Source organism: Ruegeria sp. N10 (assembly GCF_056531545.1).
This window is the reverse complement of record NZ_JBQFLY010000005.1, coordinates 18,926-36,339: the sequence shown is the minus strand read 5'-3', so window position 1 is coordinate 36,339 and position 17,414 is coordinate 18,926. Positions and strand designations below refer to the sequence as shown.

General features: G+C 60.6%; 16 protein-coding genes. All 16 read left to right on the top strand.

Going from position 1 to position 17,414, the window contains the following annotated elements; translation table 11 throughout:
* The first annotated feature begins 3 nt into the window (after window positions 1-3).
* The 16 genes from ahbB (ACR0JI_RS09025) (at window position 4) to napA (ending at window position 17,406) form a co-directional block, all read left to right on the top strand.
* The gene (gene ahbB / locus ACR0JI_RS09025; RefSeq protein ID WP_480494082.1) at window positions 4-993 is read left to right on the top strand and encodes a siroheme decarboxylase subunit beta; all 990 of its coding nucleotides are present in this window, start codon (window positions 4-6) and stop codon (window positions 991-993) included.
* Window positions 990-1,439 (top strand): Lrp/AsnC family transcriptional regulator, encoded by a 450-nt coding sequence (locus tag ACR0JI_RS09020; RefSeq protein ID WP_480494080.1) that lies wholly within the window; start codon window positions 990-992, stop codon window positions 1,437-1,439. The genes ahbB (ACR0JI_RS09025) and ACR0JI_RS09020 overlap by 4 nt, the downstream gene beginning before the upstream one ends.
* On the top strand, window positions 1,436-1,918 hold the full coding sequence (ahbB, locus tag ACR0JI_RS09015; RefSeq protein ID WP_480494078.1) for a siroheme decarboxylase subunit beta: 483 nt from the start codon (window positions 1,436-1,438) through the stop codon (window positions 1,916-1,918). The genes ACR0JI_RS09020 and ahbB (ACR0JI_RS09015) overlap by 4 nt, the downstream gene beginning before the upstream one ends.
* A 4-nt stretch (window positions 1,919-1,922) precedes the next feature.
* A complete protein-coding gene (gene nirJ / locus ACR0JI_RS09010) occupies window positions 1,923-3,137 on the top strand; it encodes a heme d1 biosynthesis radical SAM protein NirJ (RefSeq protein ID WP_480494076.1) in 1,215 nt (404 codons plus the stop codon).
* Window positions 3,138-3,228: 91 nt separating this feature from the next.
* Window positions 3,229-4,737, top strand: a complete 1,509-nt coding sequence (locus tag ACR0JI_RS09005; RefSeq protein WP_480494074.1) for a cytochrome D1 domain-containing protein — start codon at window positions 3,229-3,231, stop codon at window positions 4,735-4,737.
* Window positions 4,694-4,957: a hypothetical protein gene (locus ACR0JI_RS09000; protein ID WP_480494072.1), complete on the top strand. Its 264-nt coding sequence runs from the start codon at window positions 4,694-4,696 to the stop codon at window positions 4,955-4,957. Before ACR0JI_RS09005 ends, ACR0JI_RS09000 begins: the two co-directional genes overlap by 44 nt.
* 544 nt (window positions 4,958-5,501) lie before the next feature.
* The gene (locus tag ACR0JI_RS08995) at window positions 5,502-7,679 is read left to right on the top strand and encodes a 4Fe-4S binding protein (protein WP_480494070.1); all 2,178 of its coding nucleotides are present in this window, start codon (window positions 5,502-5,504) and stop codon (window positions 7,677-7,679) included.
* Window positions 7,680-7,693: 14 nt separating this feature from the next.
* Window positions 7,694-9,601: a TAT-dependent nitrous-oxide reductase gene (gene nosZ, locus ACR0JI_RS08990; protein WP_480484303.1), complete on the top strand. Its 1,908-nt coding sequence runs from the start codon at window positions 7,694-7,696 to the stop codon at window positions 9,599-9,601.
* Window positions 9,602-9,603: 2 nt separating this feature from the next.
* Window positions 9,604-10,860 (top strand): nitrous oxide reductase family maturation protein NosD, encoded by a 1,257-nt coding sequence (locus tag ACR0JI_RS08985; RefSeq protein ID WP_480477393.1) that lies wholly within the window; start codon window positions 9,604-9,606, stop codon window positions 10,858-10,860.
* On the top strand, window positions 10,850-11,743 hold the full coding sequence (locus ACR0JI_RS08980) for an ABC transporter ATP-binding protein (protein ID WP_480477395.1): 894 nt from the start codon (window positions 10,850-10,852) through the stop codon (window positions 11,741-11,743). The genes ACR0JI_RS08985 and ACR0JI_RS08980 overlap by 11 nt, the downstream gene beginning before the upstream one ends.
* Entirely contained in the window at window positions 11,740-12,561 is an 822-nt protein-coding gene (locus ACR0JI_RS08975; RefSeq protein ID WP_480477397.1) for an ABC transporter permease, read from the top strand. Before ACR0JI_RS08980 ends, ACR0JI_RS08975 begins: the two co-directional genes overlap by 4 nt.
* A complete protein-coding gene (locus ACR0JI_RS08970; protein WP_480477399.1) occupies window positions 12,558-13,073 on the top strand; it encodes a nitrous oxide reductase accessory protein NosL in 516 nt (171 codons plus the stop codon). The genes ACR0JI_RS08975 and ACR0JI_RS08970 overlap by 4 nt, the downstream gene beginning before the upstream one ends.
* Window positions 13,070-13,963 (top strand): FAD:protein FMN transferase, encoded by an 894-nt coding sequence (locus tag ACR0JI_RS08965; RefSeq protein ID WP_480477401.1) that lies wholly within the window; start codon window positions 13,070-13,072, stop codon window positions 13,961-13,963. The genes ACR0JI_RS08970 and ACR0JI_RS08965 overlap by 4 nt, the downstream gene beginning before the upstream one ends.
* A gap of 148 nt (window positions 13,964-14,111) precedes the next feature.
* Complete coding sequence (gene napF / locus ACR0JI_RS08960; protein ID WP_480494067.1) at window positions 14,112-14,627, top strand: ferredoxin-type protein NapF; 516 nt, start codon at window positions 14,112-14,114, stop codon at window positions 14,625-14,627.
* Window positions 14,624-14,917: a chaperone NapD gene (locus tag ACR0JI_RS08955; protein ID WP_480477405.1), complete on the top strand. Its 294-nt coding sequence runs from the start codon at window positions 14,624-14,626 to the stop codon at window positions 14,915-14,917. The genes napF and ACR0JI_RS08955 overlap by 4 nt, the downstream gene beginning before the upstream one ends.
* Window positions 14,914-17,406 (top strand): nitrate reductase catalytic subunit NapA, encoded by a 2,493-nt coding sequence (napA, locus tag ACR0JI_RS08950; protein WP_480494065.1) that lies wholly within the window; start codon window positions 14,914-14,916, stop codon window positions 17,404-17,406. Before ACR0JI_RS08955 ends, napA begins: the two co-directional genes overlap by 4 nt.
* Window positions 17,407-17,414: the final 8 nt, after the last annotated feature.

Here is a 17,414-nt window from a genome sequence, read left to right as displayed (position 1 = left end):
GTCATGCAACACATTACAGACCCGATCGACCGCCGCTTGCTGGATGAATTTCAGCGCGATTTCCCGGTAATCGAACGCCCGTTTCAGGTTCTTGGAAACGCAGTTGGGCTTGACGAAAGCGAAGTCATCCACCGCCTGACCAGAATGCGCACCACGGGCCGTATCACGCGGGTTGGCGCAACCATTACACCCGGCGTGGTGACGGCCAGTACTCTGGCGGCAGTCTCCGTCCCGGAGGAGCGGCTGGAGGAGGTCGCCGCCCTGATCGACGCCGAACCGGGTGTAAACCACAATTATCAGCGCGAGGACGCCTGGAACCTCTGGTTCGTCGCAACCGGCCCTGATCGGGCACATGTGAATGATACCCTCACACGGATCAGCCGGGTCACCGGGCTGCGTGTTCTGGATTTGCGGCTGGTGCGCCCTTTCAACGTTGATCTCGGGTTCCGCATGATCGGCGGGGTCAAAACCGTGCCCACAGCACGTCAGGTGGATGCGTCTGCGATGCGCGAGGGTGATCGGTGTCTGCTGCAGACGCTGAGCTCGGGTTTGTCTCTGGTCGCCGAACCCTATGCAGATTTGGCACATTCACTGAACCGGGACGTTGATGAAGTGATGGCGCGAGTCATCGCGTTGCATACTGCCGGTATCATTTCGCGGCTGGGCGTCATCGTACGTCACCGGGCTCTTGGCTGGTCCGCCAATGCGATGGTTGTCTGGGACTTGCCAGCAGAGCAGATCGACACAGCCGGCCCCGCTTTGGCGGCTTTCCCCGGTGTGACATTGTGTTACGAGCGCAACCCGGTGCCCGGTGTGTGGCCATATCGCCTGTATTCCATGATCCACGCGCGGTCCCGCAGCGAAGCATTGGACGTACTGGCCCGTGCGACGGCCTTGCCCGAACTGACGGGTGCACGGAACAAGGTTCTGTTCTCAACCCGCTGCTTCAAGCAGACTGGTGCGCTGATTCAAACCAAGGAGGTCGCCGCATGACGCTGGACCAAACCGACCGTGCGATTCTGAACCGTATGCAGGACGATCTGCCACTGGTTTCAAATCCTTACGCAACAGTCGCCAAAGAACTTGGCCTGACCGAGGCCGAATTACTGGCACGCCTGACACGCATGAAAGAGTCCCGTGTCATCACACGTTTTGGGCCGTTTTTTGACGCCGCGGCGATGGGCGGTGCCTTTTGCCTCTGTGCGATGGCCGTTCCGGCTGGGGAATTCGAAGCGGTCCTGACCAAAGTCAATGCACATCCCGAGGTCGCCCATAATTATGAACGCACGCACCGGCTGAACATGTGGTTCGTTTTGGCCACGGAAACGCCCGAAGGGATCGAGGCCGCGGCCGTTGCAATCGAACGGGAAACGGGGATCGAGGTTCTTTGTTTCCCCAAACTTCAGGAATTCTACATCGGCTTTCGGGTGGCGGCATGATCGACGCAACAGACAGACAGATTATCCAAGCACTGCAGGGCGGATTGCCGCTGGTTACCGCCCCATATGCTCAGGTTGCTGATGATCTGGGGATGCAGGAAGCCGACCTGCTTGAGAGGCTGTCAGCCCTCAAAGCACGCGGCGTAATCCGCCGCATCGCAGCCGCCCCTAACCACTACAAGCTGGGAATGACCTCGAACGGCATGACTGTCTGGGATGTCGAAGATGACCGCATCGCCGAATTGGGCGCTCAGATCGGTGCTCTACCCTTTGTCACCCATTGCTATGAACGCCCGCGCGCCTTGCCCGACTGGCCCTATAACCTGTTTGCCATGGTTCACGGTTCGGATCGGGATGAAGTCGAGGAAAAACGCGCCCAGATCACTGCGATCCTGGGTGACGCCTGCCGGGCCAAGGATATCCTCTATTCCACGCGCATCCTGAAAAAGACCGGTTTGCGCCTGAAAAAGAAAGGCTGAGACGATGTTTCGCCTGACCGAATACATGCACCAGCTGGTCAAACCGACCCCGGTGCGAAAACGCCGCCCCGGCCCTGTGAAGCCGGTGGTGATCTGGAACCTGACGCGGCGCTGCAATCTGAAGTGCCGTCATTGCTATACCGTCTCGGCGGATGTTGCGTTCCCGGGCGAGCTCAGCCACGAGCAAGCCATGGTAACCCTTGAGGATCTGGGCCAGTTTCGCGTCCCGGCCCTGATCCTCTCGGGTGGGGAACCACTGGACAGGTTCGATTTCTTCGACATTGCCAAACGTGCCCGCGACCTTGTGCCGATGCTGGCGCTGTCGACCAACGGGACACGAATTCATGATGAGACCGCCGACATGATTGCCGATGTCGGATTCAACTATGTTGGCATCTCGTTGGATGGGATCGGGGCCACGAATGACTGGTTCCGCGGTGTTGAAGGGGCTTTTGCAGACGCCCTGCGCGGTGTGCGCGAGTGCAAGAGGCGCGGCATCAAGGTTGGCTTGCGGTTTTGCCTGACCGAAGGCACGCAGCATCACCTGCCGGACCTGCTTCAGCTATGCGACGACGAGGGCGTCGACAAGTTCTACCTTTCGCATCTGGTTTATGCCGGGCGCGGTGACAAGAACCGCGGCGAGGATGCCGAACATCAGCGCACCCGCAAGGGAATGGATCTGCTGTTGGAGCGCGCGTGGGAGGCTGCCTCGGGCGGTCGCCCGCTGGATATCGTGACCGGCAACAATGACGCAGATGCGGGTTATTTCCTGAACTGGATTCGTACGCATTTCGACGCCGAGAAAGCCGCGCATGTCCGCGAGCATCTGGCCGCTTGGGGAGGAAATTCCAGCGGTTTGGGCGTGGCCAATATCGATAATCTGGGCCGGGTCCATCCTGACACGTACTGGTCCGATTACACAGTAGGCAACGTTAAGACGACATCGTTTTCCGAGCTTTGGACCAGCGATGATCCGATGCTGGCCATGCTGCGCACGCGTCCGCGCCCCCTTAAGGGGCGCTGTGGGGCCTGCGAGCTAAAGGATGTCTGCGGTGGCAACACCCGCATCCGAGCCTTGCAACTGACCGGTGATCCCTGGGCCGAAGATCCGGCCTGTTACCTGACAAACGAAGAAATCGGTGTTGACGACGCAGGCGAGCGTCTGCGGGTTACGCCGTTCCGGGGGAAAAGCCATGATCCGGCGCATCAGTTCTTTTGATCCTGTCTGCTTTGAGCCTTCGACATGGGCGCTAGAGACACGTAACGGAGCCTCCGGCGGGAGTATTTTTGAAAAGATGAAGGTCGTGTTGATGTGTTCTGTACTGGGCGCCGGTGGTGCCTGGGCGGATGCACCAACGGATTATGCCGAGCATTGTGCGTCCTGCCACGGTGAAAACCGCTTGGGCGGCGTCGGCCCGGCCTTGATCCCCGAGACGCTCCAGCGCATGCGCGGGCCCCGCATCGCAGCGGTGATAGCCGAAGGGCGCGCGGCGACGCAAATGCCTGCTTTCTCGCACGAACTCGATGCTTTGCAGATTGAAGAGCTGGCCGGCTGGTTGAAATCACCGCTGGAAACCGACCCCGAATGGGGCGAGGCCCATATCATGGACAGCCGCACGCTGGATGACGGTTATTTCCCGGTTGATGCGCCAGTGTGGTCAAGTGACCCGATGAACATCACCCTGGTGGTCGAAACCGGGGATCATCATGTCAGCGTGCTGGATGGTGACACGTTTGAGGTTTTGGACCGGTTCGAGACACCCTTCGCGGTTCACGGCGGGCCGAAGTTCAGCCCGGATGGGCGTTACGTTTTCATCATGTCCCGGGATGGCTGGGTTCAGAAATACGACATCTGGGCCCTGCAACAGGTGGGGCGCGTACGGGCGGGGCTTAACAGCCGAAACATCGCAATGTCCGGTGACGGCAAGTGGCTGGCCGTTGCGAATTATCTGCCAAACAGTCTGACCCTGCTGTCGACCGAAGACCTGTCGGTGGCAAAAGTCATTGCGATCAAAGGAAAAGCGGGGAAATCCAGCCGCGTATCCGCAGTGTATCAGGCCCCCCCGCGCGAGAGCTTTGTTCTGGCGCTCAAGGATGTTCCCGAGATCTGGGAGGTCTTTTACGGAGCCAACCCGCCGCAATCCGGGTTGGGTCACGACTTCCGCATCGAAGGGCAGTTCAAGAACCCTGACCCCTTCCCGGTGCGCAAGATCACCACGCCCGACTATCTGGACGATTTCTTTTTCGATCAAAGCTATGAATACGTCATGGGTGCCGCGCGCGATGGCAAGGGCGGACAGGTGATCGACCTTGTTATTGGGCACAAGGTGGCCGATCTGGACTTGCCGGGGATGCCGCATCTGGGCTCGGGAATTACGTGGAAACATGGCGATACGACCGTTATGGCCACACCGCATCTGACCGACGGCACGGTATCGGTGATCGACATGGGGACTTGGGAAACCGTCAAGCGGATCAAGACCGAAGGGCCGGGATTCTTCATGCGGAGCCACGAGAATTCGCCTTACGTCTGGGCCGATGTCTTCTTTGGCCCCAACAAGGATGCCATGCATGTGATCGACAAACAAAGCCTTGAAATCATAAAGACTTTGCGCCCTGCCCCGGGCAAGACCGTGGCACATGTAGAGTTCACAAAGGATGGCCGCCACGCGCTTGTGTCGATCTGGGAAGATGACGGCGCGGTGATCGTTTATGACGCACAGACGCTGGAAGAAGTGCGCCGCCTGCCGATGCGTAAACCATCTGGGAAGTACAATGTCTGGAACAAAATCACCTTCTCGGAAGGCACCAGCCACTGAGGGCAAATGGCCGGTCTGGAAACTGGCCATTCTGCTTTATCCAGCCACCATGTTGACCGTGGCTATCAACCTGTTTCTGGCCGGGCTGATCCTGCACAGTGCCGGATTCTCAGCGATAAAACCGGTTCCGGCGATCCTGTGGTCAATCCCGTTGGGCATTCCGGCGACATGGTTGGCTGGGCGCTGGGTTCGAGGGTTGATGGATGAAGCTGACGGGTAGCTGCAAATTCGCGAGCACCTGATCTAAGTCAAGTCTCCGCCTAACAGAATCCCATAGGGTTCGGGAAAGAACGCCGAGTTGGATTCTCAATGCCCACCTTCCACCCCTCGCATAGCTTGTTTGATCGCGTGTCCCGTGCGGTGTGTGGTTTGGTGGGCATTTTCCTGTTGCTTTTGCAAATGCTTGGTCCGGTGCTGGCGAGTCCCGGTGAGAGCATGTGGGTGGAGATCTGCTCGGAGGCGGGCGCGGTCTGGGTCCAAGTTGACCTTGAAGAAGGGGACGACGATCCAACCGCGCCCTGCCCAAAATGCGCGGACTGTGCGCTTTGTGCGGTGACGACGTCAGCACCTATGCCGGGCGCTTTGCTGTCCGCAAGCGTCGGAAATGTTCAAAATGTACGCTTTGAACATGGGGGGCAGTGCATTTTGTACAGCCCCAAACACCTGTGGCCCGAAACCCGGGGACCCCCGTTCACGACCCAAGAAGAATCTGAACGCGCCCCGCGCGCGTCCATGGCGTCCACCCAATTGATCGGAGGTGCGCCGTGGTCATAAGTCGCGCAATCCATTTCCTTCTGGCCCTCGTTCTGTCCTTCGGTGTTGCAATCAGTGCACGCGCCGACAGTCTTGCCAGCTTTCTTCCTGATATCGATCCGGCTGACCTGGCCCCAGGCGCCGACGCGTTTGGCCCGGTACGCAGCGACGTGAAGGTTGCCCCTGTCCTTCGGGGTGGCGAGACGATCGCATGGGCTTTTCTGACTTCGGACTTTGTCGGCACGACCGGCTATTCCGGCAAACCCATTCACGTGGTTGCCGCCATTGATGCGGACGCTGTTCTGACCGGCGTTCAGCTGGTCAAGCATTCCGAACCCATCGTGTTGATCGGCATTCCCAATTCCCGCATGGTCGAACTGACCGAAGGCTATGCGGGCCTTGACCTGAAACGAGAGGCCGAGACCGGGGGTGAGGGGCATGACCTCGACATTATCTCGGGCGCGACCGTGACGATCATGGTGATCGATGACAGCCTTGTGCGCGGCGGGATCAAAGTGGCCCGCGCGCTGGGGCTGGGTGGATTGTCTCCGGTACAAGCTGGAGGTCCGCAGCGCGAAGTCGACATGGCGCAGGATGCCATGTACGACTGGACCACATTGTCGGGAGACGGCTCGGTCCGGCGGATGACGCTGGATGTCGGGCAGGTCAATGCCGCCTTTGAAGCCACAGGGGATCAGCGCGCGATCAAGCGACCCGAACCGGGCGAGCCGGATGACACCTTCATCGACATGCACATGGCGCTTGTTTCGGTCCCGTCGATCGGCAAGTCACTGCTGGGTGAGGCTGAATACCGGAACCTGACCAACTGGCTGGATGAGGGCGAACAGGCCATTCTGGTTCTGGGCCGGGGGGCCTATAGCTTCAAGGGATCGGGCTATGTCCGGGGTGGAATCTTTGACCGGATTCAGCTGATCCAGGGCGACAGCTCGGTGCGGTTCTTTGACAAGCAGCAGCGCCGTCTGGGTGAGGTTGCCGCGCCAGATGCCCCCAGCTTTACCGAACTGGATATCTTCAAGATCCCCGCTGATGCCGAGTTTGACCCGGCCGAGCCGTTCCGCCTGCAATTGCTGGTGCAGCGTGCCGTCGGGGCGGTTGAAAAGACCTTTCTGACCTTCGATCTGGGATACAAGCTGCCGGAACAGTACCTGTTGCCAGTCACCACCCCATCGGTTGTGGATGATGCAACCGGCGAAGCGGCCGCCAAGGCGGCCCTGTGGCAGCGCATCTGGAAGGATCGCACCGTCGAGATCGCCGGGCTTGGTGTCATGCTGCTGGTGCTGACGGCCACGTTCTTCTTCCAGTTCCACGCCACGATGAATGCGCGCGTCTTTTACTGGTTCCGCATCGGGTACCTGACGATGACCCTGTTCTTCATCGGCTGGTATGCCAATGCACAGCTGAGCGTGGTGAACCTGATGGCGCTGGCGGGCAGTTTGCGCACGGGGTTCTCGTGGGACGCGTTCCTGCTGGATCCGCTGGTCTTTATCCAGTGGTTTGCCGTGGCCGCCGCCCTGTTGTTCTGGGGTCGCGGAGCCTATTGCGGCTGGCTGTGCCCGTTTGGCGCGCTTCAGGAGCTGACCAATAAGATCGCACGGGCGTTTAAAGTGCCGCAATGGACTTTGCCCTGGGGTCTGAACGAGCGGCTCTGGCCTGCGAAATACATGATCTTTTTGGGTCTTTTTGGTCTGAGTTTCGTGTCGATCCCGCTGGCCGAGCAATATGCCGAGATCGAGCCGTTCAAGACCGCGATCATTCTGAAATTCATGCGCGACTGGCCGTTTGTGGTCTTTGCGCTGGTCCTGCTGGGGATCGGGCTGTTCATCGAACGGTTCTATTGCCGCTATCTTTGCCCGCTGGGCGGAGCGCTGGCGATCCCTGCCCGTATCCGCATGTTCGACTGGCTGCGCCGCTACAACGATTGTGGCACGCCCTGTCAGACCTGCGCCAATGAATGCCCCGTTCAGGCGATCCACCCCACCGGTGAGATCAATCCGAACGAGTGCGTCACCTGCCTGCATTGTCAGGTGCTCTATCAGTCCGAGGACAAATGTCCCGTCGTTATCCGCCAACTGAAACGGCGGGCCAAGACCGGGTCGGTCACACCTAAGACCCCCCTCGGGCAACCACCGGCGAACCATCCAAACGCCAAACCGAAAACCGTTTCCTAAAAGGAGGAACGACCATGTCGGACCAAGAAAACAAACTGAACATCACGCGCCGCGGTATGCTGGGGGCCACTGCCACCGGTGCCGTCATCGCCGGGACCGGTCTGGGATCGACCCTGATGACCGCGAAAGAGGCCAGCGCTGCCGCCAAGCAGCATCTGGAGCCGGGCGAGCTGGACGAATATTACGGCTTCTGGTCGTCGGGCCAGACCGGCGAACTGCGCATTCTAGGCGTGCCGTCCATGCGCGAGCTGATGCGGGTGCCGGTGTTCAACCGCTGCTCGGCCACGGGCTGGGGCCAGACCAACGAGTCGCTGAAGGTTCTGACCGAGGGCCTGCTGCCTGAAACCAAGGAGTTCCTGGCTGCAAACGGCAAGGTCACCTATGACAACGGCGACCTGCACCACCCGCATATGTCGTTCACCGACGGCACCTATGATGGCCGTTATCTGTTCATGAACGACAAGGCCAACACCCGCGTGGCCCGTGTGCGCTGTGACGTGATGAAATGCGACAAGATCATCGAGATCCCGAACGCGCATGACATCCACGGCCTGCGTCCGCAGAAATTCCCGCGCACCGGCTATGTCTTTGCCAACGGTGAGCACGAGGCCCCGCTGGTCAATGACGGCCAGATCCTTGATGATCCGTCACAATATGTGAACATCTTTACTGCCATCGACGGCGACACCATGGAAGTTGCATGGCAGGTGATGGTGTCGGGTAACCTCGATAACACCGACTGCGACTATCAGGGCAAATACGCCTTCTCGACCTCGTATAACTCGGAAATGGGTATGAACCTGGCCGAGATGACCGAGAACGAGCTGGACCATGTGGTCGTGTTCAACCTCAAAGGTATCGAAGAGGCCGTAGCGGCCGGGAACTATCAGGAACTGAACGGCGTCAAGGTCGTGGACGGGCGTAAAGAGGCGGGTGGAAACCTGACCCGGTACATCCCGATCCCGAACTCGCCACACGGTGTGAACGCAGCGCCTGACAAGAAACACATCATGATCAACGGCAAGCTGTCGCCGACCGTGTCCGTGATCGATGTGGAAAAGGTCGATGCGCTGTTCAGCGAAAACGCCGATCCGCGTTCCGCTGTTGTCGCCGAGCCGCAGCTGGGTCTTGGCCCGCTTCACACGGCCTTCGACGGCAAGGGCAACGCTTATACCACCCTGTTCCTGGACAGCCAGGTGGTGAAGTGGGACATCGCCAAGGCGATCGAGGCCTATGCGGGTGCTGATGTTGACCCGATCGTCGACAAGGTCGACGTGCATTACCAGCCGGGCCACAACTCGACCTCGATGGGTGAAACTGCCGAAGCCGATGGCAAGTGGCTGATTTCGATGAATAAATTCTCGAAAGACCGCTTCCTGAACGTAGGCCCGCTGAAGCCCGAAAATGAGCAGCTGATCGATATTTCCGGCGACAAGATGAAGGTGGTCCATGACGGCCCGACCTTTGCCGAGCCGCATGACTCGATCATTGTTCACCGGTCCAAGGTGAACCCGGTGAATGTCTGGGACCGCAACGACCCAATGTGGGAAGAGGCGCGCGCGCAGGCTGCCGCTGACGGCGTCGATCTGGACGAAGGTGCCGAGGAACCGATCCGGGACGGCAACAAGGTGCGGGTCTACATGACCTCGACCGCGCCCGTGTTCAGCATGGAGAAGTTCACCGTCAAACAGGGTGACGAAGTGACCGTTTATGTCACCAACCTGGATGACGTGGACGATGTGACCCACGGCTTCTGCCTGTCGAACTTCGGTATCGCGATGGAAGTTGCACCGCAGGCCACGGCCTCGGTCACGTTCATTGCCGACCGTCCGGGCGTGCACTGGTTCTATTGCCAGTGGTTCTGCCACGCGCTGCACATGGAGATGCGCGGCCGGATGTTTGTTGAGCCGCGGAGCGCATAAACATGCGTTGGCCCCTGCTCATACCGCTCCTGCTCGGCTCGCCCCTTTGGGCGGCGGACTGGGATGTGCCCAACCGGGCGGGGGCCATCAACGAGATACTGGCGCAGGCGGCGGATGGGGACACCCTTCGCCTGAGCCCCGGCGATTACGTCGAGCAGTTGGTTCTGGACCGGCCCGTGACCCTCGACGGGCTGGGACAGGCCACCATCGACGGACAAGGCCAAGGCAGCGTGATCACAGTGACCGGGCCGGGCGTGACCCTGCGCGGGCTTACGGTGATCGGATCAGGCTCGGATCATGACGGGATCGACAGCGGCATCCAGCTGACCAAGACGGCGCGCGCGCCGGTGGTCGAGGATAACGTGCTGCTGGGCAATCTTTACGGCATCGACATACACGGTGCGAAGGACAGCATCGTACGACGCAACCGGATTGAAGGGCGGCAGGATCGCCACATGAACGCGCGTGGCAATGGTGTCTATGTCTGGAACGCGCCGGGTGCGGTGGTTGAAGGCAATGACATCCGCTATGGCCGCGACGGGATCTTTGTGAACTCGTCCAAGAAGAACACCTTTACCGGCAACCTGTTCCGCGATCTGCGGTTTGCCGTTCACTACATGTATGCCGATGACTCGGTCGTCAGCGACAACGTCTCGATCGGCAACGATCTGGGCTATGCGGTGATGTTCACGACCAACGTGCGGGTCGCCAACAATGTCTCGATCGGGGACCGCGAACATGGCGTGATGCTGAATTACGCCAACAAGAGCGTCATCACCGGCAATGTGGTGAAAGGTGCCAAGGAAAAATGCACCTTCCTCTATAACTCGAACAAGAACGAATTCACCGACAACTGGTTTGAGGGATGCGGCATCGGTATCCACTTTACCGCTGGCAGTGAACGCAACCGCATCGTTGGCAATTCATTCATCGGCAACCGGACGCAGGTGAAATACGTCTCGACCAAGTGGGTCGAGTGGTCCGAAGACGGCCGCGGCAACTACTGGTCCGATTTTGCCGCCTATGATGTGGATGGCAACGGCATCGCCGATGTCCCCTATCGACCCAATGACAGTATGGACCATGTGCTGTGGACCCAACCCGCAGCCAAATTGCTGCTCGGCTCGCCTGCCGTACAGCTGGTACGCTGGTCGCAATCGGCCTTCCCGGCACTGTTGCCGGGGGGTGTGATGGACAGCAACCCATTGATGCAAGCCCCTGAACCCCCAGCTATGAAAAAGGTGCCTCATGACGGATAAGGCCCTGTCAATTGACCATGTCAGCAAGAACCGGGGGAAAACCTGCGTTCTTGACGATATCACCCTATCCCTTGCCCCCGGTCAGCGCGTGGCGCTGCTGGGCCATAACGGCGCGGGAAAGTCGACCCTGATCAAGTCCATCCTTGGCCTGACGCCCATTCGGGACGGGGCCATTCGGATCGGGGACGCCACCCCTGGCAGCGCGCAGGCGCGACGGGATACGGCGTATCTGCCCGAGGCGGTCTCGTTTCACCCGGCGTTGACCGGGCGCGAGCAGCTGACACTGTTTGCGAAACTGTCCGGGTCAAAAGCCGATGTGCCCGGCCTGTTGGAGCGCGTTGGTCTGAGCGACGCATTGGATCGCCGGATCGGGGCTTATTCCAAGGGGATGCGGCAACGTCTGGGGCTGGCGCAGGTGCTGCTGGGACAGCCGAAAGTGGCGCTGCTGGATGAGCCGACATCCGGCCTGGACCCGATCTCGCGGCAGGACCTTTATGCCATCATTGATGAATTGGCCGCGCAGGGTACCGCCGTGCTGATTGCCAGCCATGCTTTGACCGAGGTTGAGGCGCGCACCGACCGGATCGCCATCATGCGCAAGGGTCGGATGGTCGCCGATGACACGCTGAACAACCTCTCGGCGCTGGCCGGGCTGCCGATCCGGCTGAAGGTGCGTGCCAGCGCCAATGCGGATGCCCTGGCCGCCGAACTGGGCGGCAACCGGATCAACGGCGCGTCCGTCGAGCTGCTCTGCACACCCGAAGACAAGATGGAGGCCCTGCGCCGGATCGCCGGGTTAGGCGATGCGGTGGCGGATGTGGAAATGACACCGCCCAAGCTGGAGGATCTTTATCGCCACTATGCACAGGAGGAGAGGACATGACCCGCTTCCTTGCCATCACCCGAACTGAAATGCTGATCCTGCGTCGCAACCGCTGGCTGTTGGTTGCCACGCTGATCATGGTGCTGTTCGCCTTGGCGCTGACCTTTGCGGGCAGTGCGCCCACCGGTACATTGGGTGTCGATATGCTGACCGTATCGGTCGCGTCGATGACCACGTTGTCGGTCTATCTTGCGCCTTTGCTGGCGCTGATGATTTCCTTCGATGCCATCGCGGGCGATGTGGACCGGGGCAGCCTGTCGCTGCTGCTGTCCTATCCGGCCGGGCGCGGGGAAATCCTGTTGGGCAAGTTCTGCGCCCATCTGGCCGCGCTGGCCTTTGCCATGACCGTCGGTTTTGGCACCGCAGGTGCGGTAGCCGCGTACTTTGGTGGTGCGGGGCCGGAAAGCCTGATGGCGCTGGTGCGACTTGTCCTGACCTCGATCCTGCTGGGCGCCGTGTTTCTGGCGCTTGGATACCTGCTGTCCGCTTTGGCGAGGGGCGCCACGGCGGCGGCGGGTCTGTCGGCCGGGCTTTGGCTGGTTTTTGTCGTCCTTTATGATCTGGGCCTGTTGGGGGCCGTCGTCATGGACAAGGGCGGCGCCTTCACCCAATCCGTCTTTCCATGGGTGATGGTGGCCAACCCGGCCGACGCTTTCCGTTTGTGGAACATCGCCGCGACCGAGGGTGTTGCTATGGCTTCGGGCATGACCGGGGCCGCACAGGCCCTGCCGGTCTGGGCCGCGCCCGCGTCGCTGCTGATCTGGCCGGTGCTGGGCTTTGCCCTTGCAAGGTTGGCTTTCCGGAGGGTTGAGCCATGAGACGTCTTGCCCTGATCGCATTGCTCGCACTGGCGGCCTGCAAGGAAGAGCTGGCCGAGACCCCCGATCCGGTCGACCTGACACCCGATGCGCTGAGCTATTTCTGCCAGATGAATGTCGCCGAGCATGGCGGCCCCAAGGGGCAGGTTCATCTGGAAGGCTATCCGGCCCCGCTTTTCTTTGCACAGGTGCGGGACATGGTGGCCTATCTGAAAAGCCCCGAGCGCGATGCGGATATCACGGCCATCTATGTCAGCGATATGGGCGTTGCGCCAAGCTGGCGGCAGCCGGGGATTTCGAACTGGATCGCTGCGGATGGTGCGACTTTTGTCGTCGGCGCTGACGTGGCCGGCGGCATGGGCGCGCGCGAAGTGGTGCCTTTTGCCGATCCTGCCGATGCCCAGGTTTTCGCGGATACCTATGGCGGGACCGCGATGCGCCTGCCCGACATTCCTGATGCCGAAGTGCTTGGCCCGGTCGATCTTGATCTGAAGTTGGAGACCCCCGTATGATCGCCCTGTCCCGTCGCCGATTTCTGATCATTTCGGCCGCCTGTGCGGCCTCCCCGGCCATGGCCTTTGACACGCACTGGCGCGGCACCGCCCTTGGGGCTGCGGCCAGCCTGCGGCTGGTTGGGCTGACGGATGCCGAGGCCGCACCGATCATCACCGCCGTCGAGGGTGAGGTGACCCGGCTGGAGGATATCTTCAGCCTGTACCGTCCGCAGTCACAGCTGAGCCGCCTGAACCGCGACGGTGTTTTGACCGAACCCGCGCCTGAGCTATTGAATGTGCTGAGCCTGAGCAGTGCGCTGCATCAGGCATCCGGCGGCGCATTCGACCCCAGCATTCAGCCCCTGTGGTATGCCTTGGCAACAGGCGCTGGCCCCGAAGATCTGGCTGCCGCCCGCGCTGCTGTGGGCTGGGAACGGGTGTCTTTCGATGCCGCGTCGGTGCAACTGCCGGTGCCGGGTCAGTCGGCCCTGACGCTGAACGGTATCGCCCAGGGAGCGATCACGGATCGGATCGCTGCGCTGCTGCGTGGCTTTGGCCTGCGGGATGTTCTGGTCGACATGGGAGAGGTTGCCGCCTTGGGTGTGCGTGGCGACGGCACGCCCTGGAAAGCCGGGTTGGCCGCGCCGGACCAGCGGGTTTTGAAACGGGTCGCGCTGCGTGACCGCGCGGTCGCGACATCATCGTCGCTGGGGACGCAGCTGGGACAGGGTTTGGGCCACATCATCACCCCGGACGGGCCTGCAAACCGGGACAGAACGGTTTCGGTTTCTGCCCCTGACGCGGTGATCGCAGATGGGCTGTCTACTGCGATATGCGCGGCGCCCGAAAGCCAAGTAGCTGAAATCTTGAGATATTTTATCGGAGCCCGTGTCGAGCTGAATGTATGACGCATGGTCGCAAATCTCAGGTGGGTCAGGAAAATTCACCAAGAACATGATATTCGCGAAAAACATGATATAGGTCAATTCGTGCGCTGCTTCGCGCAGTTAGGAAGTAAGGACGCGAACCAATCTATCCACACTCGAGTCGCCAGCCATGAGCCAGTTGACCAGCAGACGCGCTTTTCTGAGCGCACGTATCCTACGGGAGGATCCTGATGCGATCCGACCGCCGGGCGCGGGCGTGACAGGCTTTGCCGATCTGTGCACAGGCTGTGAAGACTGCGCCGGGGCTTGCCCGGAAGACATCATCACATTCGACGACAGCGGCTTTCCGGTTCTGGATCTTTCCGCAGGCGGCTGCACCTTATGCGGTGCATGTGCTGAGGTTTGCCCGACCCCGGCGCTGTTGCCCGAGCGTGTGGCCGAGTGGCCGTGGCGCGCACGGATCGAGGCCGCAAGCTGTCTGTCGATGAACGGGGTGAGCTGCCGCCTGTGCCAGGACACTTGCGAACAGGAAGCCATCCGCTTTCGCCTGCAACTGGGCGGGCGGGCTGAACCGGCGCTTGAAACCGAAACCTGTATCGGATGCGGCACATGTTCTGCCGCGTGCCCTGCCGGGGCCATCACGATGCACCGCCCCGCCCCTTTGCACCCGGAGGTGACCCAATGAATATCTGTGGCTGTCTTGTCCACATCGCCCCCGATCACACCGACGCCGCGCGCGCGGCGATAACCGGCACCGATGGCGTCGAGCTTCATGCGGAGGCCGAGGATGGCCGGTTCGTCGTGGTTGTCGAGGATACAGCCGACCGGCTGGCCTCGGAAACCATCATGGATCTGCACCAGATCCCCGGCGTGATCTCATTGTCGCTGACCTATCACCATTTCGAAGATCCCGCGGAGGCTGCTCCGCGTCCTGATGCTCCAAGCCAACCGTCCAGCAGGAGGCCCATGCAATGACCATCTCTGAATCCCGTCGTACATTCCTGAAAGCGTCCGCAGCGGCTGCCACGGCCTCGGCTGCCGGCATCCCACTGGCCGCTGGTTCGGCCAGCGCTCAGGCCGCCGCGCCTGATATCCGCTGGGACAAGGCCGCCTGCCGGTTCTGCGGTACGGGCTGTTCGGTTCTGGTGGGCACCAAGGATGGCCGCGTAGTCGCAACGCAGGGCGACCCGGATGCGCCGGTCAACCGGGGTCTGAACTGTATCAAGGGCTATTTCCTGTCCAAAATCATGTATGGCAAGGACCGCCTGACCACGCCGCTTTTGCGCAAAACCAACGGCGAATATGACAAGAATGGCGAGTTTGAACCGGTCAGCTGGGACGAAGCCTTTGACGTCATGGCTGCCAAGTGGAAAGAGGCGCTGGCCAAGAAAGGCCCGACCAGCGTGGGCATGTTCGGTTCCGGTCAGTGGACCGTCTGGGAAGGTTATGCGGCGGCCAAGATGATGAAGGCCGGGTTCCGGTCGAACAACATCGACCCCAACGCGCGTCACTGCATGGCGTCGGCCGTGGTCGGCTTTATCCGCACCTTCGGCATCGACGAGCCTATGGGCTGCTATGACGACCTTGAGCACGCGGATACGTTTGTTCTGTGGGGGTCGAACATGGCCGAGATGCACCCGATCCTGTGGTCGCGCCTGACCGATACGCGCCTGACCAAGCCGGGATGCGAAGTGCATGTTCTGTCGACCTTCGAGCACCGTTCGTTCGAGCTGGCCGACAATGGCATGGTGTTCAACCCGCAGACCGATCTGGCGATCCTGAACTACATTGCCAATTACATCATCCAGAACGGCGCGGTGAACGAAGAGTTCGTCAAGAACCACGTCAACATCACCAAGACCGCCACCGATATCGGTTATGGCCTGCGCGACAATCATCCGCTGCAACAAGAGGCCGCGAACCCCAATGTCGGCAAGATGGAGCCGATCAGCTTTGAGGAATATGCCGAGGCGGTATCGGAATACACGCTGGAATACACTTCGGAACTGTCCGGTGTTCCGGCGGACAAGCTGGAGCGTCTGGCCCAGCAATATGCCGACCCGAACCGCAAGGTCATGAGCCTGTGGACCATGGGGTTCAACCAGCATACCCGCGGGTCGTGGGTGAACTCGTTGATGTACAACGTGCACCTGCTGGTGGGCAAGATTTCCGAGCCCGGAAACTCGCCCTTCTCGCTGACCGGTCAGCCGTCGGCCTGCGGGACCGCGCGTGAGGTTGGCACCTTTGCCCACCGTCTGCCTGCCGACATGGTTGTCATGAATGACGAGCACCGCAAGATTTGTGAAACCGCCTGGAACGTGCCTGCGGGTACCATTCCGGCCAAGCCCGGCTTTCACGCCGTGCTGCAGCACCGCAAGCTGAAGGATGGTGATCTGAACGCCTATTGGGTGCAGTGCAACAACAACATGCAGGCCGCACCGAATATCAACGAAGAAGGTTATCCCGGATATCGCAACCCCGAGAACTTCATCACTGTATCAGACCCCTACCCGACCGTCACGGCCGTGTCCGCCGACCTGATCCTGCCTACCGCCATGTGGGTCGAGAAGGAAGGTGCCTATGGCAACGCGGAACGCCGTACCCAGTTCTGGCGGCAGCAGGTCAAGGCACCCGGCGAGGCCAAGTCGGACATGTGGCAGGTGATGGAATTCTCGAAACGCTTTACAGTCGAAGAGGTTTGGGGCGAAGAGTTGCTGGCCACCATGCCAGAGCATCGCGGCAAGACCATGTACGAGGTTCTGTTCGCCAATGGCAGCGTCGACAAGTTCCCGCTGTCGGAAACGGCCGAGGGCTTTGACAACGACGAATCCGAGCATTTCGGGTTCTACGTTCAGAAGGGTCTGTTCGAGGAATATGCCAACTTCGGGCGCGGCCACGCGCACGATCTGGCGCCTTTCGAAATGTACCACCAGGCGCGCGGTATGCGCTGGCCGGTCGTGGATGGCAAGGAAACGCTGTATCGTTTCCGCGAAGGCTATGACCCTTATGTGCCCGAAGGTGCGGGCGTGAAGTTCTATGGCAAGAAGGATGGCAAGGCGAGCATCATCTTTGCGCCTTACGAACCTGCGGCCGAGGAACCGGATGCCGAATATGATCTGTGGCTGTGCACCGGTCGCGTGCTGGAACACTGGCATTCGGGGTCGATGACACGCCGTGTGCCAGAACTGCACCGCGCCTATCCCGCTGCTGTGGTTTACATGCATCCGCAGGACGCCAAGGATCGGGATCTGCGCCGGGGTCAGGAGATTGTTCTGTCCACCCGTCGAGGCGAGGTCACCAGCCGGGTCGAGACCCGTGGGCGCAACAAGGTGCCGCGCGGTCTGGTGTTCATGCCGTGGTTTGATGAAGGCCAGCTGACCAACAAGCTGACGCTGGACGCGACCTGCCCGCTGTCGAAAGAGACCGACTTCAAGAAATGCGCCTGCAAGGTCGAGCGCGCATAGGCAACAAG